Genomic DNA, 21,580 nt, shown 5'->3' with positions numbered 1-21,580 from the left:
AGGGCGTTCGCGAAAACAATTGTGCTTGGCTGTGTGCCAGCCTGCCACTGCATCTTTCGAACCTTCCCTTGGGGGTATCTTTTGCCGGACGAGGTTGGGCAGCGTGATGTGGAAGCGGCAGAGACTTCAGGCATCCTGAAACCATGTGTCGCTGGCCACCTAGATATTTGGAGAGTACGAACTCCCGGCAGGAAATCCTTCTCGTGTCGGCGGAGGAAATAAACTCGCTTTGGAATCTAATGAGGACTGGGTCTGCGTGCTCGGCCGCCAGGTCGTACCGCTTCAGCGCGCGCCTGAGATGGCAAGCTTCGATACGAACGATCGGATACGCCGGGGGATCGAATGGTTCACTGCGGCCGAATACTTCTACTGCGATGGAATAGGCCTTGATAGGGGTCGCCTCTTCCCGGCGCTCGCGGCCGGTGGCATCAAAGTCCGCCCTGTCTAGGATCAGGGCAGGTTGGGCACGACAAGCCGCGATCGGGATTGCGCGCTCCCCAGGTGCGGGCGTCTCCGCCTGGATTGCCATTTCTTAATCCCTGCAACCGCTGCTTTTGTTGCTGTGCGGTTACATGCTTATCCACGTAACTTACCTTCTGCTGCAGTCACTTTGGAATAGGATGGCTTCAGGTCGATGAACTGGCATCATGAACACAAAAGGCGGATCGTCTGACAGATACCGAGCGGTCTCGGCGGCAGTGCGCCGATACCCCCAGTTTGAATTGACGATCCATCGGCTGATGGACCGAAGTGAGAGCTTTCGCGACATTTGCGAGGAACTCGCCGATGCAGAGTTTGCGCTTTCGAAGGTCGACGAGGCCCCGCCGGCATTGCGCGAAGCCAGACGAGCCGAATGGCAGGAACTCTTTGATCGCTTGGTTAAAGAGGTAGGAGCAGCAGTGCTGAACACCGACGCCGCCCGGAAATCAGGCATCAATCCTTGGCCGCAATGGTGAACAGTTATGTTTGCGCTGACGCTCGACGGAGAATTCACCGTAATCGGATTGACGAACCATCATCATGCGGCAGCACTAGCAACCTGAAGTCGGATCCACGAGATAATTTCGATCCTTAAAACTGGTAGAATTACGATCCATCGACCACCATCTCATCGACCAAGGGCACAATGATGAAAGCATTCCAATTCATCGCAGCGCAGAAACCGGCGGAACTCCGCGAGGTGCCGGTGCCCGAGCCGGGTGCGGGCCAGGTTCTGATCAAGATCGGGGGCGCTGGCGCCTGTCACTCCGACCTTCACATACTCGAAGCACCGCCAAAGCCAGGGCCTGCCCGAAAGCCCTTCACTCTAGGCCACGAGAACGCGGGCTGGGTCGAGAAGCTAGGGCCAGGCGCAACAGGGTTCTCCATTGGCGACCCAGTGATTGTCTACGGCCCCTGGGGTTGCGGCCTTTGCATGAACTGTCGGGTGGGTAGGGAGAACTATTGCCAAAATCCCGGCGATACCAAGGCAGGCGGCCTAGGTTCCGACGGCGGCATGGCGCCCTATTTCCTCGTCCCATCCACCCGATTCCTCATCCCGCTGGGGACCCTGGATCCTCGCGACGCGGCTCCACTTAGCGATGCCGCTCTCACAAGCTATCACGCGGTTAAACGCTCGCTTCACCTACTTGGTCCGGGCTCGACGGCTGTAGTGATCGGTGCCGGCGGCCTCGGGCAGATGGCGATTCAGATCTTGCGAGTGCTCAGCGGGGCAACGACGATCATTGCCGTCGACACTTCCTCGGACAAGCTTGCGATCGCCAAGAGCATGGGCGCCGACGAGGCGTTGATCTCGAGCGACGCAGCGGTTACGCGTATTAAGGACATGACGCGAGGACAGGGCGCTGAGCTTGTCCTTGATTTGGTCGGCGCGAATCCGACCCTCGATATGGCCGCGCGCGTGGCTCGAGTGCTGGGCCACCTCACGATTGTCGGCCTAGGTAGTGGAGCTGTTCCCGTCAACTTCCGCGGCCCGGCGATGGAGTGCTCGGTGTCGTCGCCCTACTGGGGTTACATCCCGGAGCTGATCGAGGTTGTCAGCCTCGCGCAGGCGGGAAAGATCAAGATGTTAGTGGAACACTTTCCGCTCGAGCGGGCGGCCGAGGCCTACCACCTTCTTCACGAAGGAAAGATTAACGGACGCGCGGTCATTACACCCCACGACTGACCCTAACCGCTCACGGGAATTTCAGCGGCCGACAGGGCAATGATACGGGCGCATTCACCGGGGAAACAGGCCTCCCCGCTGCGGACAGTGAAATTCCACTCGAAGCGTAGAGCTGAGGCTTTCACTCGAATTGCAACGTCTCGTGTCAACGATTGGCCAGCGCTCGGGCAAGCGGCATTAGTAGGATCAATCCGACATTCGAGACAACGATTACGATTACGACGACTTTTGGGTCGCTAAAGTTTTGACTTGCAACCACGAGGGCCGCAGCAATATTTCGCTGTGCAGTACCGAGCGCCATGACCCGTCTGGTGCCGGCATCGTCCCCACCGAGCAGCCAACCAATCGCAAAGCCCAATACGATAAAAAGAAATCCTGCAAGAATTGCGCGGGTACCGAAAACGTCCAAAATCTTGTCGAAATTCGTTATGACGATCAACAATGTCATCACGATAAGGCTGACGTTGGCAATCGAGCCAAGTACTGGCTTCACCCGGGGCGCCAAGTCCTCGTAACGCGCTTTGAAGACCAGCCCAACTGCGAGCGGGAGCAGCATGAGCAGTACGAGGGAGCGAGCAATCTTCCACGCATCGACCGTGACACCAGGAAGGAGCAGCGGCAGGACGATGGGTAGGTAGCCGACTGTGATGACCATCAACAGCACCATCGCACCAACCGCAAATGCAAGGTTGCCCTTGGCAACTTCTGCGAGCTTAGGCAAAAATGGCGCCCCGGCCGAACATCCAAGCACAAGCAGTCCAACTGCAAAGGGTTCGTCGAGCCAGAGCACCTTCGCCAGGGCGAATGCACCCAGGGGCATCAAAACAAAATTGGCCAGGATTGCGAGAAAGACCAGCCAGATATTACCGAGGGGTTCAGAGATTTGGGCGACGGTGAGACCTGAGCCCATCGCCAACATGCTCGAAACGACAAAGACCAATGTCGCAACGGTCCCTGCCAGACTTAAAAGTACCATCAAGTTGACGTCTCCCTCATCGGGATTAGAGGACACTTCACCCTCAAGTTCGGTCTACCAACGGCGAAACAAGCGTACGCCTCGACGACACGCGACCTCACTGCGGCAATGAGGTTGGTTCTGCCCGAACGACACCATTGGCGGTTCGGCGGTACTCGGACACCATCTCGTAGACCACCCTTCGCGCGCGGTTCATGTTGCCAATGGGCCGGTGCTCGGGAAGCGCATGCCACGGGTTGAAGGCAAGGGTTTCCGCCATTTCTATGCCCTTCATGGTGATGTCCTGGCGTGGAATGCGAACGATCGCCACGCGCTGGAATGGAGATTGCGATTCGTCCCAAACCGTAAGCGGTTCCTCGATTGGCATCCTCACGGGATCAGTCTGAACCTGAACCATGAAATCAAAATAGACGTCGCTCTCAACGACCTGCTTCCTCATCGCTTCGCGCAGGAAATCGGGCCCCTCAGACGCCGGCGGGCGGTTTGCCGTGTTGAAGATCGGTTTGGCACTGAATTTTATCGCATTCGGACCAAGCATGTACGGAACCTGGCTGAAATACCGAACCTGGAGCGGGTTGTAGAACGGCTCTAGTGACTGGCGCAAATATAGCGCGTGCTCTGGTCGGTGCGCTTCATAAAAGCGCGCCCGGTCTTCGGGTGCGCTGGCTATGTGCAGGGCCTCGTAGCTCTCAAAAGACCGAGCAAGGAAGCCCGGGAAATTTATCATGATGAAGTCTTGCGTCAGCGCATGCCTCTCGGACGCCAGAAGCTTTTCCCCCTCGACGCCGAGAAGTTTTATGGCCATGCCCCCGGAACGCGGGAGACGTGTGTCGGGATAGCTGAAGACGTCTCCCGCAGAAAACCGGATAAGTGCATCGAATTTGCGCGGTGTCTTGAACACGCCATGGCGCAGAGCGTAGGAAAAATCGTCGAGCACGATAAACTCCGCGGTTACGAGGCCGTGGGTTTTCGGATGTGCATCGCGCTGGATGGATGTGGAACCCGGAGGATACTGTCCACGCAGCCGATCCATCGTCAATTTCTTGAGAGTTTCAATAAAAATCTCTTCGGACGGGTGAAGCGTTTCTTCTGCCAAGCCCGGAGTGTAGGTATCTGCTTGCGCTTCGGACATTAAATCATCTCCTTCATGACGGTCGCTTGAACCTGAGACATCACCCTGCCACGGTCCATTCATAACTCGCTTCGTTCGGCCTTAGGTGTCCAGGTCCGCCAGCCAGCGCAGCGCTCGAAGTCCAGGGGCGAAGAAATACTCGCCACCTCTGTTGGTGACGAAGGCAGGCAGCCCCTTCAAACGCTGACGGATCGGTTCCTGCGGGATGGTGAACTGACCGGTTCCGTCGTTTGGACCAATCATTGGATCTTTTTCGCCTCTTGCCCCGATGAAGAGACCGTCGTTCACCCACTCTTTCTTCACAAACTCGAACTGACGCTCCAGATCGGCGCCAACGAAGACGAACACGATCCCCCGGTCCACACCGTCATCTTCCATGACGTCCGCCGGGAGCATCGGGCCATAGGCCGTGCCGCGCCGCAACACGCGATGAATGCGAGCGACCCCGATAATGCTGGAATCGCGCGGATTCATTCGCCGTGCGTGGGAGCCCATCGGGCATCTCAAGCCTCTTGGGTCTTCAGCCGCATAGAGGAAATCGTCGTTGCGGCGCCGATCGGCGCCGAGCTCTGGGTCATCGCGCTCAGGAGCAAGAGCGAGCGGCGCACCGCTGGGCCATCGCCCGACGATCTTGGCGGCGAGACGGCCTTCGTCCTCCGGACCGGAGGCGCTTGCACGCAGGTATTGTCGAAAGGCCGCCACGCGGGTGTGGTACTTCACCACGGCGAGATAGGTGCCGTTTCTGCCAAAGGCCTCGGGGACGGGCGTCGGCGACAGTTCACCCACTTCATTGGGGTAGCCAAGGAAAAACTCGCCCGCCTTGATAGGCGCCTCTTGCGGGTTCGTGCCTGGTCTGCCGCTGCCCTCTATGCCGGGATTGCTGATACCATCCTTGAACCCGAAGGGGTTACGCAAGTCGGCCGGCACATGGCAGTCGAGCCGCCAGATCGCCTCAACACCGGGCAGCCTTTTCAACGCCTCGCGCGCGGGTGCGAGAACTGCCTCAAGATGCGCGGTATCTGGCGATATCGCGCTGATGGCGATGTGGACCTCCGGCCTGCCGAGGGGCGATTCCCAGTGCTCCGGCGCATCCTCGCCGACATCGCCCAGCATGGCCGCACGCGCGGCCATGCCTTGCTGAAACGCTATCGGGAAGCTGTCGAGCGAGGCCTGCGGTACGCCCAGCGCTTTCAGGCCTTGGAAAGTCAGCGCGGTGCTGACCCAGGTTTGTGCGGCAGGATCGGCCGGGTGGGTCGCATCGGCAAGGTTTGGGATCAACCGACGTAGCAGCTCGCGACCGGCACGCCTGTCGTCGACGCGCAGGAGTATGTACGCGCCGGCGTATGGCACGGGACGGGGTTGTAAGGCCCCGTTCTGTATGTCGTCCAATTCGAGCTTCATATCCCCACCCTACGCGGCATGACCAAGTCCGACCTAGTCCGCCGCTTCAGCGAGCAACGCCTTCAAGGCCGGATGCTGCAGGGCCTCAGCGGCCCCGGGCTCGTCGAGCACGCTTTGGAACGCCTTCTGCAACCGCAGTGCCTTGCGGACTTCCTTGGCGGTAGCGCCGGGGTAGTATGAGTAGGTAAGGAGCTCCTCGACCTTGTTGTCTTTCCAGAATTTTACGAAGGCGTCGCGGTCACCAGGAGGCGGCCAGCCTTCCGTGTACTTCCACGCAGCGTTGAAGAGGCCAAACGTCGGACCTGGCGTTATTTCCATGGAATAGAAATCGCTGAGATAGCTATCATCGTCGCCATCGAAGTCGCTCGTAAACACGAGATATTTGTCGTCGATGATGAAGAATCGTTCAAAGTGGAGGATGCCCAGGATATCGGATCCTGCTCCCCAACCGCCTTCCTTTGCTACCGCCGCTACTCTACGAAGGTTCTCGAGCTCACCCGGCTTGATTTTGGCGACTAGCGTATATGTGTTGGTCGTGCCTGAAGCTGTCTGTTTGCTATCCATGGTTATTTCTCCTTGAACCGTCAGACGCGATAATCGGGTCTCGCTACAGGCCGCGAGGGTAGGGGTACTTGGTGGTGAATTCCTGGTGGGTCTACCAATCAACCGGCGTCACCTAGGGGCAGGCGACGGCAATACGTCAGGCGGGGCATCATCGCGCCCATCTGACGAACCGCACGATCACTTCCTCGACGATGACCATGGTCATGACGACAATAATCAGCGGCACCACGCCATGCAGCATCCCTTCGAAGCGAACCCTGTCCCCGAAAACGAACGTAATCGCCTCCAGGATCACGAACTTGGAAAGGAACAGCACCACCCACGCGCCGAAGAATCGCATGAACTTCATGAAGGGGCCTTGCCTTGCCTGGAAGAACACGGCGACCCGATGCTCGATAGCGATCGTCCCCTTCAGAAGGGCCTGCAACAAGATGGCGGCGAGCAACGACACGCTGAAGGAAGAGACAGTGACGCTGTCAGAAAACTCATCGAACAGGTTCAAGACCACGAGGTCGATCAGGACTCCAAAGAGATAGCGTATGATCAATCGCTGGCGGTCAGTCGGCATCTCGGCCGTGGCCGGCAAGAAACCGTGGATTTTATCAGCCATGACGTCCCCTCGGAAAACACCCTGAAACTCCGCATTACTTTAACATCGGCCGTTTCGACGCGCCACGTAACTAACTGTAAGTATCGTAGGGGGGCTCCTGCCCCTGGTGACGAAAAGATCCAGCTTACCGTGCCGGCGGAGGATTGAGACGTAATCGCACGGCGGCATCGTCGTTTCGCAATTCTGCTCCTACCTCTTTAACCAAGCGATCCACGAGTTCCTGCCATTCGGCTCGTCTGGCTTCGCGCAATGCCGGCGGGGCCTCGTCGACCTTCGAAAGCGCAGACGCTGCATCGGCGAGTTCCTCGCAAATGTCGCGAAAGCTCTCACTTTGGTCCATCAGCCGAGGAATCGTCGGTTCAAACTGAGGGAAACGACGCACTGCCGCCGAAACCGCTTGGTGTCTGTCAGACAATCCGACCATCGTGATCATGACGCCAGTTCATCGACCTGCGGTAACCCTATTGTAAAGACACCGCAGAAGAAGGTAAGTTACGTAGATACGCGTGTAACCGCACAAGAACAAAAGCAGCGGTTGCAGGGGGTTGAAACATGGTGATTGAGGTGGGAATGTCCTCAACTGAGGACCAACAGATCTCCCCCGATGCTTGTCGTGCCCAACTTGCCCTGATACTCAACAGTGCGGATTTCGATGCCACCAGCCGCGAAAAGCGCTTCCTCAGCCACGTGGTCGAGGAGACATTGTCGGGGCGCGGCGATCGCATCAAGGCCTATTCAATCGCGGTCGAAGTATTCGGCCGCAGTGAATCATTCGATCCCCAGACGGATCCGATCGTCCGCGTCGAGGCTGGCCACCTGAGGCGTGCGCTCGAGCATTATTATCTGACTTCCGGACATGCCGACTCAATTCGTATTGCGATCCCAAAAGGTGGCTACGTCCCAGCCTTCTCGTTGCGCTCGCAATCGGTGCTGCCGAACCTACCAGCGCCCGTTGTTTCTGCAGCTATCGCTGACCATCCGGGCCTGCGGTTGACGCCACGACTGCTGCTGTCGGCTGTAGTTGTGGCCTTGCTCGCGGCTGGAGCATCTGCATTGGGATGGCGGTGGCAAGCAGCCAAAGCGGGCGTGCCGGAAACACCTCGGGTGCTTGTGGAGTCATTCGAGGATCTGACCGGCACACCCGCGGCGGCAGCCATCGCAAGTGGATTGAAGCAGGACGTTATCGGTCAGCTCTCCAAGTTCAAGGACATCGTCGTCGTAGAGTCGGTTGCAAAGCAGGAAGATCCCTCGATTGCGAGACCACGATTTGTCCTGGCCGGAAGCGTCAACCTGGCGGGCGACGCCTTTCGGCTTCGGGTCCGGCTGCTCAACCGGGCGGATAACTCGGTTCTATGGGCCGAAAGCTATGATGGCGGGCTGAAAGTCACGGAAGTTGTCAAAGCCCAGACCGACATCGCGCGCAATGTTTCCACGAGCCTTGCCCAGGCATACGGCGTCATATTCCAGGCGGACGTCAATCTCCACGTCGACAATCCGCCTGACGATTGGGCCGCCTACTCTTGCACGCTTTCCTTCTATGCTTATCGGGTCGGTCTCGATGCAGAAAGCCGTTCATTAGTTCGGGCGTGTCTCGAAAAGGCTGTGAACCGCTTTCCCAGCTACGCTACCGCCTGGGGGCTTCTTTCGCTAATTTACATCGACGACTATCGCTTCGAGTTTCCAAGCGACCCCGCATCGTCTGCCGGCGCGCTCGAGCGCGCTTCGGCTGCCGCAAAGCGGGCAGTGGCACTTGACCCTTTCAACATTCGGGGGCGCCAGGCCGAGATGCTTTCGCTCTTTTTCAACAAGGAGACCGATGCGGCATTGAAAGTGGGAAAGCAAACTTTGACCATCAACCCGAATGACACGGAGTTTATGGGCGAATATGGAAAGCGCCTGGCGCTTTCCGGAAATTGGGATGATGGATGCCAGTTGATTGCGGAGGCGCGCCGACGCAATCCAGGCTCCTCAGCTTACTACGAGTCGGATCTGGCACTTTGCGCCTATTTCAGCGGCGATTACGCGCAGGCCGCCATGTGGATCAAGAAATCGACGGCTCCATCAAATCCGTTCTACCACGTGATAGCTGCCGCTATCTTCGGCGAAGGAGGATACAGAAAGGAGGCTGATCGCGAGGTTGCATGGCTGAAGCAAAATCAACCCAACCTGGTGAAGAATATGCGTCAGGTGGTTTCGACGCGGTGGGCCCGTCCGCAAGACGTCGACTTCATCACCGGCTCGCTGAGGAAAGCCGGCCTCGACATCAAGGGTTGATCGCAATGTTCAGCCCGGTTTCTATCGGTCGACTAGAACGGTCGGAAGCGATCATGAGCTTCTCATCAGGCATGGCGGCCTCCCTCGTCGGAACGTTTGCTGTCACTAGCGATCGGGGTCATGGTGAGGGCGCCGATGTCGCCTGATTTTCTATGTGATCGACATTGCTCGATACTAAGCCGTGGATGCGAGCCCCGTGGTTTTCCGGGGGAGATTCGGCGTTGCTTCGAACGACCTCGCAGTCTGAAAGTTACCCTTCTCTCCACGTAACTTACGTTCCACTGCCTGCTCGGTCCGGTACTCTTGGGCCAATGCGACCGATAGGCGGGATGGAACGCCGACTGGCAGACAGAAGCGATCTCGGCGGCGGTGTGCCGTTTCCGCGGTGGTCGGGGGACTTTTCGCCGCCGCCGTCATCGCAGGGGGAGACAATGGAAAGTCGATTTCGGGGGTATCTGCTGAAGATGTCGCTGGCGGCGCTAACGACGCTGGCGGTGCATGGCCGGTCTCTAGCCGCTGACCTCCTCATTGCAATGCCGAACTGGCCCTCGGGCCAGGCGGCGGCGAATATCATCAAGTACGGCATAAAGGAGAGACTCAATCTGGACGCCGACGTGCGCGAGATGGGATCCATGACCGCTTTTGCGGGAATGGATGCCGGGGAGGTCGACATCTATCCGGAAGTCTGGCTTCCCAATCTCGATGCACTCGTCAAGAAATACGTCGACGGGCGCAAGACCGTTGACCTCAGTCCCAGGGGTGTGTTGGCAACGCAGGGTATCTGCGTGACGCGCGAAACGGCGGACAAATATGGCGTCAGGGACATTTCCGATCTTGCCGATCCGAAGAAAGCGGCTGTGTTCGATACCGACGGCGATGGCAAAGGCGAAGTGTGGATCGGCGCGCTGGGCTGGTCATCGACGAGCATCGAGATGATCCGAGCCAAGAGCTACGGATATGAAAAAACGATGACGCTCCTTCAAATGCCGGAAGACATGGCCATGGCTGCACTCGATGCGGCCGCGGCAACCGGGCAACCGATGGCATTCTACTGCTACAGTCCGCACCATATGTTCAAGCTCCATGATATCGTGCAATTGACTGAGCCGAAACACGACCCCGCCAAGTGGCACATCGTGATGCCTAGCGACGACCCTGACTGGCTTACGAAGTCGGAGGCGCCGGTGGCGTGGGACGCATCGCATTTCTACATCGGGTTTGCTTCATCGACGGCAAAGCGCCTGCCGAAAGTGGCTGCCTTCCTCTCCCATGTCGACTTCACCGCAGAGGAGGTCACCGAGATGAGCTACGCGTTGCAGGTCGCTCGGCAGGATCCCGCCAAGTTTGCACAGGCATGGGTTGCAAAGCATCAAGACCGGCTTAGCGCCTGGTCGAACTAGAGGCAGGGACGACCATGATCTTCTCGTTCGCAAACCGGTCCGCCATGTCGAAAGGCAATGATCGCAGAACGGCAGGCCGCTGCCTCGTTCTTGGCATAGTGCTTGTCATGACCGCGATCGGTATCACATTGGCGTATGCCGCTCAGACTCAGGTATTCGATCCGCAGACGCATAAGTGGGTCGACTACGACAAGAAGAAAGCGCGGAAATATTACGCCGCTCACAAGGAGGTGCCCGAGGCATTTCGCCCGCAGATGGTCAAATTCCGCACCGCGGAGGCGCCCGGTACGATCATCATCGATGGCAATAAGCATTTTCTCTATCTTGTGCAGTCGGGTCAGCAGGCCATGCGTTACGGCATCGGCGTCGGTCGGGAAGGCTTTGGATGGGCCGGCATCGTGCGCGTCGGCCGCATGGCGGAGTGGCCGACCTGGACGCCCCCGGCCGAAATGGTCGCTCGTGATCCGAACGCTGCCAAATATGCAACGGGCATGCCGGGAGGGCCTGACAATCCGCTCGGCGCCAGGGCGCTTTATCTCTACGAGGGCGATCAGGACACGATCTACCGGATACACGGCACGCCGGAGCCGTGGACGATCGGGCTCGACGTGTCATCAGGGTGTATCCGGATGCGGAACGACGACATCACCGACTTCGCTGCCCGCGTCAACGTCGGCGCCAAAGTCATCGTTCTTATGCAAGGGGCGGCCCTTTACAGAGGCGTTTAAGCGACATTCGGAGAGGGACAAGCAATGTCGGTAAAACCTGCAGTGAAAAGTTCAATCCTGGTTATAGCTCTTGTATCCATGGTGCAGACTTTGAGTGCTTGCGTCAGCACGCCGCCGCCTGCTCCGGAGCAGATGTCGAGGACCCAGGTTGAGACCGCTCCGGCGGATCTGCAGCTCCTCTGCGCCAACGCCGTCGCCAAGTCGAGCGGGGCCGACAGCGCCAAGATCCTTCCGATGTCATCGAGCAGGATCGATTCCAAAACCTATCAGGTTGAACTCGATGCCGGCGGCAAGAAGACAAGTTGCCTCGTGGACACAGATGGCACCGTCAAATCCGTAGAGCCCATCTGATCCGATTCGGCTTTGGCATTGGAGCGATCGAGCGAGCCACCAACTATGGTTTACCAGTTGGACATCCGATGGCACGAGTAGCTTATCAAAGTGCGACATCCGCAGTTGCAACCACGTAAATAACGTCCCAGTCGGCTGTAACCGTTAAGAGACTGTGTATAGTCCAAAGGCGCCGGAGGGGGCGGTTACGCAATGAAAACCGGAACGCAGGTAAGTCATCGCTACTCGCACGTGCGCCGGGAGTCCGCATGCCGGCGTGCTTGGGCCGAAGTTGACCAGGAACCAGGCATCCGTGCGCGACGCAATGCCTTCTTAGTCTGACAGGGAGAAGATGCCCATGGCGTCCGACGCAACCGAAACCTCTCAAGACAACGCCGCCGACGGCGCCGATAGACAAGCGACGAAGGGAAATCCGCTGCGCCGGGTCGCACTGACCGTGCTGCTGCTGGCTTGCCTGCTGTTCGTCGTTGCGGTCTTCATGGAAAGGCGCACGCCTTCTTCATCGCAAGCGACTGTCAGCGCCTATGTCGTCGGCATCGCGCCGGAGGTGACCGGACGGGTCGTCGAAGTGGGCGTGACCGACAACAGCGGTGTGAAATCTGGCCAGATGCTGTTTCGTATCGATCCGCAGCAATACCAACTGGCCGTCGCCGAGGCAGAAGCAAAGCTTGCCCGGGTCGGCCAATCACTCGGCGCTTCGACAGCCGCCATCGATGCCGTCCAGGCACGCCTCGTGCAAGCTCAGGCAGTTCGCGACAACGTCCAGGAGCAAGCCAATCGGGCCATGGAGCTCGTCAAGCGCGGCGTCTATTCCAAGGCGAAGTATGACGAGGCGAAGGCGGCGGTGGACCAGGCAAATGCCTCGGTCGTTGCCGCTGAAGCGGACCTTAAGCAGGCGCAGGAAGAACTTGGCCCGTCAGGCGCCGACAATCCGCAGTTGAAAGAGGCGCTCGCGACGCTTCAACGTACGCAGCTTGATCTCCTGCGCACCACGGTCCTGGCGCCAGCGGAGGGCGTTGTCACCAACCTCCAGCTTTCCGTCGGAGGCGTTGTCGGCGCGGGCCAGAGCGCCATGACCTTCATCGATGTCGGCACGGTATGGATCACCGCTGCGTTCAAGGAGAACAGCCTCGAGAACGTCGCCGCCGGCAACCGCGCGGACGTGTTGTTTGACCTCTTGCCCGGCCAGGTTTTCGGTGCCACGGTCGAGAGCGTCGGGATGGGCGTGGCGCAGGGAAGCGTCGACCCAAAGACCGGGTTGCCGAAGATCTCTACCGAAAGCGGATGGGTGAGAACGCCACAGAGCTTTCCGGTTCGCCTGATCCTCGACGACGGCAGGCCTAAGGGCGTGCGCTACGGGTCGCAGGCGAACGTGGTGATCTATACCGGCGACCATCCGGTGACCAACACAATCGGCCGCATCTGGCTGCGCGTGTTGTCGGTCCTGACCTATGTCAGCTGACGGCGACCTTGTGCACGCCAATGCCAAGCGCAAGGGATTGCGCATCGCCGTGGCAGTAGCCGTCGGCTTCACGTGGTCGGTTCTGTCAGGGGCCATCATCCCCTTTCTGGGACCATTGTTCGCAGCGCAGTTCCTGATCTCCAGTTCCCGCCCGCTGCAGCTGAAACAAGCCCTGGGAATGGCGATTCTCATTGTCATCACCGGCGCACTCCTCCAGGCCGTCGCAATACTGACAGGCGACCGGCCACCGGTGCTGCTGCTGTTGCTCGGGCTTCTCTATTTTGTCTGTTTCTACCTGCAGGCGAATGGCAAGGGCGGTGGAGCGATCTTTCTTGTCCTGGTGGTCGCCGTGATGGTGCCGTTGCTGACCGTACTCAACCGCGATCTGGGCGATTCCATCCTGTCGATCCTTGTCCAGGGCGTGGTCAGCGGAGCGATCCTGATGTGGATCGCCCATGCGGTCGTACCCGACCGAGGCAGCGCGGATGTTCAGGCCCCGGCTCCCGCTGCAAACCCGCGCGCTGCGCGCTATGCCGTCGCGAATGCCATCATTTTGCTCATCGCCGTGCTCGCTTGCCTGACACGGGACGGCCTCGCCACGGCGATCGTCATTCCGATCACCGTCGCATCCCTGTTGTCGCAGCTCGATGTCATCGCAAGCGCAAGGGCAGCCTTCGGCCTTGTCCTGGTCAATCTCCTCGGGGGCGTGGCTGCATCCGTTGCGTTTGCATTTCTGCAGATTCGTCCCACTTCCCCTACGTTGTTTGTCCTGGTGCTGCTCGCCGGCCTGGTATTTGGCGGCCGCGCTGCGCTGGGCAATTCTGCTGCCAAGGTCTACGCGGGCGCGCTGACAATCTTCCTCATCCTGTTTGGAACGGGCGTCTCGCCCTTGCCGGGATCGGCAGCGGAATCCTTTGCCACGCGAGTAAACTACATATTGGTGGCCATCGCCTTTACGATATTCATGACGGCGTTGCTTTGGCCGGGCCCGGTGCGCAGCGCTGAAGACAGGGTGTCGGTCATGAAGCGCTTGTGACCGCTTGGGGAGGCTTCCTTCGGTTTCATCCAGACCTCGTCTTGACGGTATCCCGTTTCGCCGAAGCGGCCGACAAAAGACCTAGCCGATCGCCATCGAAAGCCGCTGGCCGGATGCTTGTTTCGACGCCCAAGAACATCTCACGGTTCGGATCCGGCGGGTATCGGCGCCGCGCCCTCGAACACTGTTGCTTGCTGGAGACATTCGATCCGAAAGATGGCTCCGAGGTTGTTTGATTTGCTGGTGAGGGCCCTCAGTTCTGCACGTAGCATACAGTTACTTACCTTCCGCATCGGCAGCCAATGCGCCAGCGTATCACCAAGGCAAGAACATCACCCGGACTTGGCGACAAGACGTCGTTGACAACGGGGTTGACGTAACGTGGGAGGATGACGATGGAGATCAAGTTTCCGCGCTCGCATGCTGGCGCTGTGGCCTTGATCGCGTTCTTGATGTGCTCGGCTCAGACTTCTTTCGCAATTGCTCAGGATCAAGCTGCTGCTACGGCTAGCGCAGCGGCTACCCAAGCGCCCGAACCGCTCGACGAGGACGAACTCGAAGTTTTGGTGGCGCGTATAGCGCTTTACCCCGATGAACTTGTCGCGGTCATTTCCGAAGCGTCGCTTTATCCATTGCAGATCGTGGAAGCGAGCCGGTTTTTGGATCAGGTCGTGAAGAAGCCTGGCCTGAAACCGAAGGAAAGCTGGGACGGCAGCGTCATCTCACTGCTCAACTATCCCGACATCGTCAAGATGATGAGCGACGATCTGGAGTGGACCCAGTCGCTTGGCGACGCACTGACGTATCAGCAAAAAGACGTTCTGGTCGCTATCCAGCAGTTGCGCGACACGGCCGTCGCCAAAGGCGTGATCAAGTCCGATGACAAGATCAAGGTTGTCGAAGAGAACGACAATGTCGTCATCCGGTCCGCCAGCGCGGACAAGGTCTACGTTCCACGGTACGAGCCTGAAATGCTCTATGCCACCGACTATCCGGCTGCTCCGATTGCCTATTATCCAGACCCCTACCCAAGTTATTATTATCCTACTGCGCCCTATTTCGCGGCCTTCGTGACGGGTGCCATCTGGGCAGCTTCGGTGGACTGGAATGGTGGGGGTGTGTGGGGAGGGCGCTGGAACGGCAACGATATCGATATCGACTGCAACAACTGCTTCAACAACATCAACGGCAAGGTCAATTTCAACGACGTCGACTGGAAAAACGTCGACCGTTCCAAGATAAATTTCGACAAAAACCAATTCGCCAAGATCGACAATACGAGTATCGGCAATCGCGTCAAAACGAACGATCGCAACAATATGCGCGATAAGGCATCCGAATTGAGGAGAGGTCAGATCAGCGCGCTGCCTGGGAATTCGGCGAAGGTGAAAGACATCCGCCAACGCCAAATCAGAGAGGGTTTGAAAGCCCGGCCCCCGGCGGCACGGCCGGATCTCAAAAAGCCAACCAACACCAAGCCAATTGCGTCGGTGCGAAAAGATGACCGTTCTGCAGTCAGGGCGCCTGGGAAAATCAATCGCCCGGTCGGCAAGCCGAGGCCCGCAGCGAGAGTGGACAACAGACCGAGGAAGCCTTCCGGTCTTGGCAACGTGAACTCGGGAAAGCGTCAGCAGATAGCCTCCAACCGCGGCGCGAGGAGCATGGGAGGCGGAATTCGCAGCGGCGGCGGCGGCCACAAGATCATCAGGCCGGGTGGTGGCAGGCAGGGCGGTGGCGGGCGCGGCGGTGGCGGGCGCAGGCGTTGATAAGTTTGGCGAGAGGAAAACCGACCATGAACACGTCCGTCCGGAGTCTTGTTCTACGTTCGCTGCTCGGTGCCGGAATGATCTTGAGCATTGGCGCGGGCTCCGCAAATTTTGCCGGCGCGCAGGAGGTGCACGGCCTCTCGGATTACGTGGCCAAAAAAGGTCCGCCGCTTTTCGATGATCCCCCGGCGGCCGTGGAAGCGTTTAAATCGGCCCTCGCGAAGGACGATTTCGATGGACTGGCGGCATTGCTTGGACTGGATGCCGCGAAGCTGCGGACAAGCGAAGGCGTGATGGATACCTACGCGCAGATCCGGCAAGGTGCTGCGAAGACGGTGATCGTGCGCGATCTTGGCGACCGCAAGGAACTCGATATTGGCGACAAGCTGTGGCCCCTGCCGTTCCCCGTCATCAAGGCTAAAGACGGCAAATGGGCTTTCGACACCCAGGCCGGTATCGAAGAAATCATCAACCGGCGTGTCGGCGAAAATGAGATCGCGGCGATCGAAACGGCCCGCTCCTACGTGGACGCTCAGCGTGACTACGCCGCCGAAGACCGCGACGGCGATGGCGTACTGGAATACGCCCAGAAGCTGATCAGTAGCGACGGCCAGGCCGACGGGCTATATTGGCCATCTGACGAGACCTATGGCGTCAGTCCGGCAGGCGATTTCATCAATCAGGCTGTTATCGACAAGGCGAAGAAAGGCAATGGCTATTTTGGCTATCGCTTCCGCATCCTGACTGGCCAAGGCAAGAAGATCGCCGGGGGCGCCTACGACTATGTCATCAACGGCAACATGATGGCCGGTTTCGCGCTTTTGGCCTGGCCTGTGAAGTATGCGGAAACGGGCGTCAAAACCTTTGAGGTCAATCAGCAAGGTATTGTCTACGAGGCCGATCTAGGGCCGAACACGGAGGCCGTGGCCCGAGGGATAAAGGTGTTCAATCCCGATGACAAATGGCAGGTGACCGGTGACTAGCTTCAGTCTGAAACCCTATGCCTTGTTGCCGATCTTAGGCTGCTTCCAAATTCAACTTCATGATCAAACAGAACTGGTGGTTCACGACCCTGCTGGAATCGGCTGGGATCGTTCACTGCAACGGGCGAGAAAGCCTTGCAAAAAGCAACAGAGGCCGTGTCGAAACAGATATTGTAAAATGTGGAAGTCGCTGGTCGCCGCCATTGCTGTTCTTGCCGTTGGTGGTTCGGCTTTGGCAGCCAGCGTGGTGAATAAGGACAGCGAGATCCGCACGCTGATCGTGACACAAGGCAGCGGCAAGATGAAGCTAGCGTTGCACGCAGGTGAAACCGTGGAATTCTGCCCAAAAGGCTGTTTCGTCACCTGGCCCAATGGTGATCTCGGAGCCCTGACCGGGTCGGAATCCATAGAGATTTCGGGTGGCGTGGCCCGCATCAAGTAACGAGTACGTTTCGACGCCAGCAGTTGCGAAAAACAGAAGATTCCGATACTTCATTTGGCAGTGTGGAGCGGCATGCCCAGCAGTCCTCGGATCCACTATCGTGGCAATCTGCATCGACTGATCGGTTGGCGACAACGGTACTAACCACCTTGTCGAGGTTGTACACTTTGGGGGGCGTTTTGGGAACCTGCGTTATAAGTAAATTAGAAGTCGGGCGTGCCACAAACGCATTCCTGGCATTTGCATTGGTCGGCCTGCTTCTCGGCTGCGCGTCTCGCCCGAAGAATGTTTTGTTGCCGGTGGCCGATACGTCCCCGTCATCAAGCAAGGTGGAGATGCTGGTGACGACGACGCGCGCCCGTTCTGCCAACCCGGCCGAAATGTATACGGGCGAGCGGGGAAGCGATCCTTCATTTGCGGACATTACGGTATCTATCCCGCCGGCGTCGGTCCGGAAGGTCGGCGAGGTCGCCTGGCCCAAGAGGCTGCCCTCAAACCCGGCTACCGATTTCGCAGTGGTGAAAGCCGACGAATTAGCACGCGACGGCGCGAAGGCATGGCTGCACGCCTCCGTCAGGAAGAGCCCGGACCACAGTGTCCTGGTCTTTATCCATGGCTTCAACAACCGCTTCGAGGACTCTCTTTATCGCTTTGCGCAGATTGCCAAGGATACCGGTACCGACAGCGCTCCCATTTTGGTCACATGGCCTTCCCGAGGCAGTACACTCGCCTATGGCTACGATCGCGAAAGCACGAACTACACGCGAGATGCGCTCGAGACACTGTTCCAATACCTGGCCCACGATCCCGAAGTAAAAGAGGTTTCGATCCTCGCCCATTCAATGGGTAATTGGCTTGCCCTGGAATCGTTGCGCCAAATGGCCATCCGCAATGGCGGACTGCCGGCGAAGTTCAAGAACGTCATGCTGGCCGCACCCGATGTCGATGTCGATGTGTTCCGCACGCAGATTGCCGACATGGGAAAACAGCATCCGCGGTTCACCCTCTTTGTCTCGCAGGACGACCGTGCGCTCGCATTTTCACGGCGGGTCTGGGGTAATATCCCGCGGCTTGGATCGATTAATCCGGAAGAGGCTCCCTACAAGGAGGAACTTGCCAGCGAAAATGTAACCGTTATCGACCTGACGAAGGTCAAATCGGGCGACAGTCTGAATCACGGCAAGTTCGCCTCGTCTCCTCAGATCGTTCAGTTGATTGGAGCGCGGATGGCTGCTGGCCAGACCCTGACCGACAGCAGGGTGGGCCTTGGCGACACGATCGTGCAGGCGACGACCGGCGCGGCGGCGGCGGCTGGCAGCGCTGCAGGGTTGGTAATTTCTGCACCCGTTGCAGTGGTCGATCAAAACACCAGGGAGAACTACGGCAGTGAAGTCGAGAACTTGACCGGCTCTCCAAACACCCAGGCCGGCAACGCCAACAAGAGTTGTACGTCACCCTCGACCCCTGCGAAGCACTGCAAGAAGTGAGGCTAGCAAAGTTTATTGATGCCCGCCGCCCCGCAGCGACGCGTCTGTGGATTTTTTACGCTAGAGGGAAGGTGCATCGCATCGCTCGGATATCGCTCGCCATTATCCTGTCACTAGCCGCTGCAATTTTGACGGCCTGGGCCGGACTTGCCATCTGGTACCGTCTGCCCTTGGCAGAGCTTGGACGGACTGTGGCCTGCGCCGTTTTCATCTTATTCGGTATTGGCACCGTCATGGCCATCTTCAGCCGTTTTCGCTTCAGGGCGCTCGTCCTATTTCTCGGCGCGTTCGCTTCGGTTCTGGTCTGGTGGAGCACCATCAAGCCCCCGGCCGACGCCGGGTGGGCGCCAGATGTCGCCCGTCAGGTAACCGGGACACTCGACGGAAATTTGTTGACGCTGAAAGACGTGCGCGACTTCGAATGGCGCAGCGACACCGATTTCACCGAACGTTGGACAGACCGGACCTACGACCTTTCCACCGTTCAGAGCGCCGACCTCTTCATGTCCTATTGGGCTGGACCTAAAATGGCCCACGTCATCATGAGCTTCGGCTTCTCCGACGGTGCCTATCTTGCCTGGTCCATTGAGGTGCGGCGTCGTGTCGGTGGCAAGTTTTCGCCCGTAGCAGACCTGTTCAAGAGCAATCCCCTGGTCATTATCGCTGCCGACGAGCGAGACGTGGTCGGCGTGAGATCAAATGTTCGGGGAGAGGATGTCCAGATCTATCGCCTGAGAGCGTCGCCGGACGCGGCCCGGGCGCTTCTGCTGGAATACGTCTCGGATGCAAATGCGCTTGCCGCGACGCCTGCGTTCTACAACTCCATCACGACGAACTGCACGACGACGATCGTCAAGATGATGCGAGCGGTCGGTGACGCCGTTCCCCTCGACTGGCGCCTTATCGTTAACGGCTATCTTCCCGAGTATGCCTACGACCGGGGTGCGCTCGACACCCGCTTGCCAATGTTGACCTTAAGGGAGCTAGCCCACATAGGCGACCGTGCGCGGAAGTCTGGCCTGTCGCCGGATTTTTCGAGGTTGATCCGTGTTGGTGTGCCGTCACCCGGGCGTGGTTCTTGACCTGGGAACAGGCTCGCAGGTGGGAACAAAGCGCCAAGGACTGGGCATCGCAGGGCCTTTTTCGACAAATGCTGAAGAGCGGGCGGCAACCTGTCGAATGGCGCAGCCACGCCGCTGGCCGCCGAACAACTCGCCCAGCGGGATCAATTTGCACCTGGCATTGGGCGGCAGTATTGAGACGCAACCGCAATCCACCGCAGAGATCCGCAATGAATGATACTGCCCATGCGACTGGTCGATCGGACAACGCCGCAGCTGACACCCATCGGAAGGCGCTGGAGGTCAATCTCGACCCAACGAGTTTCGGCTCGTTTGCCGAGATCGGTGCGGGTCAGGAGGTGGCGCGATGGTTTCTGCGCGTTGGCGCCGCGTCTGGCACGGTGGCCAAAACCGTCTCAGCCTATGACAAGGAAGTGAGCGACGACCTCTACGGCTCCGGAACACGCTATGTGTCCAGGCCACGGCTTGAGACGATGCTTGATCATGAATGGAAATCGCTTGTGCAACAGATCGGTGACACGCGTGGCAAAGATACGCGCCTGTTTGCTTTCGCCGATACCATCGCCGCCCGCAACTTTGCGGGCACCAACGATTGCCATGGCTGGATCGGCGTCCGCTTTCAGGATCAGCCGCGTGCTGAGGCGAGCCACATCTTGCTCCACGTAAACCTTCGCGATAATTCAAACCTGCTTCAGCAGGAGGCGGTGGGCATTCTCGGTGTGAGCCTGCTGCATGCGCTGCTGAGTGAGCGGGCAGCCCCCGGCGATTTGCCCGCGAGGATGTTTGACAGCCTTGCAAATGATCGCATCGAAATTGATCAGATCGTGATGGGAGGCCGCGCGTTCGCGGGTTGCGACGTGCGCGAACTGCACATGGCTTTGGCACGCGACGGCAGGGCTGAGGCGGTGACGCTGGATAGTGATGGCGTGGCCGTCGCTGCGAACGAGTTTCTCTATAGGAAGTCGGTGGCCATCGCACCGTTGGCGAGCGACCCGCGCGACGACCTTTCACCTGAAGCGTTTGCGGCGTGCCTGGCAACGCTCCGCCGCGAGGTCGCTGGGAATCCTGAGGTGAAGGATGTCATCGATGTGCGTCTGATGATCGTCGATTCTGATACCCCGTTGCCTGCAATGGGCGAGGGCGCGGCGATGATGATGCGGCACCGCCAGTTGTACCGCGCCACCGCATTCGTGCGTCGATACACGCAGGCGCCTTTGCGCTTTGCCGTGCCGCTGCCTGCGTTGATACGGGTTCTCGACGATGTGAGGTACCAGCACCTCGAAGGCCGCCTGCTCGAGGGTATCGCGCGGCTTTTCGGCTCCAACGTACGCGTACTGGCATATCCATGCTCTCGCGAGGAGTTGCTTCCCCTGCTGGAAACTGAGCTGGGACGCGGATGGGAGGTTGACGATGGCCGGCAATGGATCACTGCCGACCAGTTGCGCCCCGCACCCCCTCTAGTGCATCTTTATGAATATCTGCTGGCCAGCGGCTTCCTGGTTGCGATACCTCCCAGCTAGCGATGTATGTCGTGCAAACTCTTCAACACTCGGCGCTCCGAAACGACATCTTTCGACGCCCACCAGCAGATTGGACTGAACTACAGGTTCTGACGCGTGAGACCTGGTCATGTTCGTGCGCGAGCACCTTGGCAAGCGCTTCCTTTTCAAGCGAAATTGCAATCGTTTCCCTTCGATTCGATCGGCCTCAGCGTGTGAG

Annotated in this window: 20 protein-coding genes; 14 read left to right on the top strand and 6 right to left on the bottom strand. The window is 58.7% G+C overall.

The annotated features are described in order from the left end of the window. Positions 1 to 647 precede the first annotated feature (647 nt). Positions 648 to 956 carry a hypothetical protein gene (locus tag NKI06_RS03470; protein ID WP_352984080.1) on the top strand — a complete coding sequence of 103 codons (309 nt, stop codon included), beginning with the start codon at positions 648 to 650 and terminating at the stop codon, positions 954 to 956. Positions 957 to 1,126: 170 nt separating this feature from the next. Further along, a complete protein-coding gene (locus NKI06_RS03465; protein ID WP_352984079.1) occupies positions 1,127 to 2,167 on the top strand; it encodes an NAD(P)-dependent alcohol dehydrogenase in 1,041 nt (346 codons plus the stop codon). Between the two features lie 145 nt (positions 2,168 to 2,312). On the opposite strand, the gene NKI06_RS03460 is transcribed toward NKI06_RS03465, so the two are convergent. The 6 genes from NKI06_RS03460 to NKI06_RS03435 all read right to left on the bottom strand — a co-directional run bounded on the left by NKI06_RS03460 (position 2,313) and on the right by NKI06_RS03435 (position 7,283). Beyond that, positions 2,313 to 3,143 carry a bile acid:sodium symporter family protein gene (locus NKI06_RS03460; protein ID WP_352984115.1) on the bottom strand — a complete coding sequence of 277 codons (831 nt, stop codon included), beginning with the start codon at positions 3,141 to 3,143 and terminating at the stop codon, positions 2,313 to 2,315. 97 nt (positions 3,144 to 3,240) lie between these two features. Next, positions 3,241 to 4,275 (bottom strand): catalase family protein, encoded by a 1,035-nt coding sequence (locus NKI06_RS03455; RefSeq protein WP_352984077.1) that lies wholly within the window; start codon positions 4,273 to 4,275, stop codon positions 3,241 to 3,243. 81 nt (positions 4,276 to 4,356) lie between these two features. Continuing rightward, entirely contained in the window at positions 4,357 to 5,676 is a 1,320-nt protein-coding gene (locus NKI06_RS03450) for a Dyp-type peroxidase (protein ID WP_352984075.1), read from the bottom strand. A gap of 33 nt (positions 5,677 to 5,709) precedes the next feature. Then, on the bottom strand, positions 5,710 to 6,240 hold the full coding sequence (locus NKI06_RS03445; protein ID WP_352984073.1) for a hypothetical protein: 531 nt from the start codon (positions 6,238 to 6,240) through the stop codon (positions 5,710 to 5,712). Positions 6,241 to 6,388: 148 nt separating this feature from the next. Then, positions 6,389 to 6,850 (bottom strand): hypothetical protein, encoded by a 462-nt coding sequence (locus NKI06_RS03440; RefSeq protein WP_352984072.1) that lies wholly within the window; start codon positions 6,848 to 6,850, stop codon positions 6,389 to 6,391. Between the two features lie 124 nt (positions 6,851 to 6,974). After that, a complete protein-coding gene (locus NKI06_RS03435) occupies positions 6,975 to 7,283 on the bottom strand; it encodes a hypothetical protein (protein ID WP_352984070.1) in 309 nt (102 codons plus the stop codon). Between the two features lie 119 nt (positions 7,284 to 7,402). On the opposite strand from NKI06_RS03435, the gene NKI06_RS03430 reads away from it, so the two are divergent. From NKI06_RS03430 to NKI06_RS03375, 12 genes are all read left to right on the top strand, one after another. Beyond that, complete coding sequence (locus NKI06_RS03430) at positions 7,403 to 9,124, top strand: hypothetical protein (RefSeq protein WP_352984069.1); 1,722 nt, start codon at positions 7,403 to 7,405, stop codon at positions 9,122 to 9,124. Positions 9,125 to 9,555: 431 nt separating this feature from the next. Next, positions 9,556 to 10,524, top strand: coding sequence for an ABC transporter substrate-binding protein (locus NKI06_RS03425; protein ID WP_352984113.1), 969 nt, complete (start codon positions 9,556 to 9,558; stop codon positions 10,522 to 10,524). Positions 10,525 to 10,568: 44 nt separating this feature from the next. Next, entirely contained in the window at positions 10,569 to 11,252 is a 684-nt protein-coding gene (locus NKI06_RS03420) for a L,D-transpeptidase (protein ID WP_352984111.1), read from the top strand. A gap of 24 nt (positions 11,253 to 11,276) precedes the next feature. Then, positions 11,277 to 11,603 (top strand): hypothetical protein, encoded by a 327-nt coding sequence (locus tag NKI06_RS03415; protein WP_352984066.1) that lies wholly within the window; start codon positions 11,277 to 11,279, stop codon positions 11,601 to 11,603. 337 nt (positions 11,604 to 11,940) lie between these two features. Next, positions 11,941 to 13,065: an HlyD family secretion protein gene (locus NKI06_RS03410; protein WP_352984065.1), complete on the top strand. Its 1,125-nt coding sequence runs from the start codon at positions 11,941 to 11,943 to the stop codon at positions 13,063 to 13,065. Then, on the top strand, positions 13,055 to 14,101 hold the full coding sequence (locus NKI06_RS03405) for a DUF2955 domain-containing protein (protein ID WP_352984063.1): 1,047 nt from the start codon (positions 13,055 to 13,057) through the stop codon (positions 14,099 to 14,101). Before NKI06_RS03410 ends, NKI06_RS03405 begins: the two co-directional genes overlap by 11 nt. Before the next feature lie 395 nt (positions 14,102 to 14,496). Continuing rightward, complete coding sequence (locus NKI06_RS03400; protein ID WP_352984061.1) at positions 14,497 to 15,867, top strand: DUF3300 domain-containing protein; 1,371 nt, start codon at positions 14,497 to 14,499, stop codon at positions 15,865 to 15,867. 26 nt (positions 15,868 to 15,893) lie between these two features. Further along, the gene (locus tag NKI06_RS03395; protein ID WP_502900569.1) at positions 15,894 to 16,850 is read left to right on the top strand and encodes a DUF2950 family protein; all 957 of its coding nucleotides are present in this window, start codon (positions 15,894 to 15,896) and stop codon (positions 16,848 to 16,850) included. Positions 16,851 to 17,028: 178 nt separating this feature from the next. Next, entirely contained in the window at positions 17,029 to 17,292 is a 264-nt protein-coding gene (locus NKI06_RS03390; RefSeq protein WP_352984059.1) for a hypothetical protein, read from the top strand. Positions 17,293 to 17,525: 233 nt separating this feature from the next. Beyond that, entirely contained in the window at positions 17,526 to 18,779 is a 1,254-nt protein-coding gene (locus NKI06_RS03385) for an alpha/beta hydrolase (RefSeq protein ID WP_502900570.1), read from the top strand. A 71-nt stretch (positions 18,780 to 18,850) separates the two neighbouring features. Beyond that, the gene (locus tag NKI06_RS03380) at positions 18,851 to 19,861 is read left to right on the top strand and encodes an Lnb N-terminal periplasmic domain-containing protein (RefSeq protein ID WP_352984107.1); all 1,011 of its coding nucleotides are present in this window, start codon (positions 18,851 to 18,853) and stop codon (positions 19,859 to 19,861) included. A 209-nt stretch (positions 19,862 to 20,070) separates the two neighbouring features. Further along, positions 20,071 to 21,381, top strand: a complete 1,311-nt coding sequence (locus tag NKI06_RS03375; protein ID WP_352984055.1) for a hypothetical protein — start codon at positions 20,071 to 20,073, stop codon at positions 21,379 to 21,381. Positions 21,382 to 21,580 lie beyond the last annotated feature (199 nt).

The organism is Mesorhizobium sp. M0772 (assembly GCF_040320135.1).
Classification (GTDB): domain Bacteria; phylum Pseudomonadota; class Alphaproteobacteria; order Rhizobiales; family Rhizobiaceae; genus Mesorhizobium.
The sequence above is the reverse complement of the archived record's forward strand: the minus strand, read 5'-3'. Positions and strand labels throughout refer to the sequence as shown.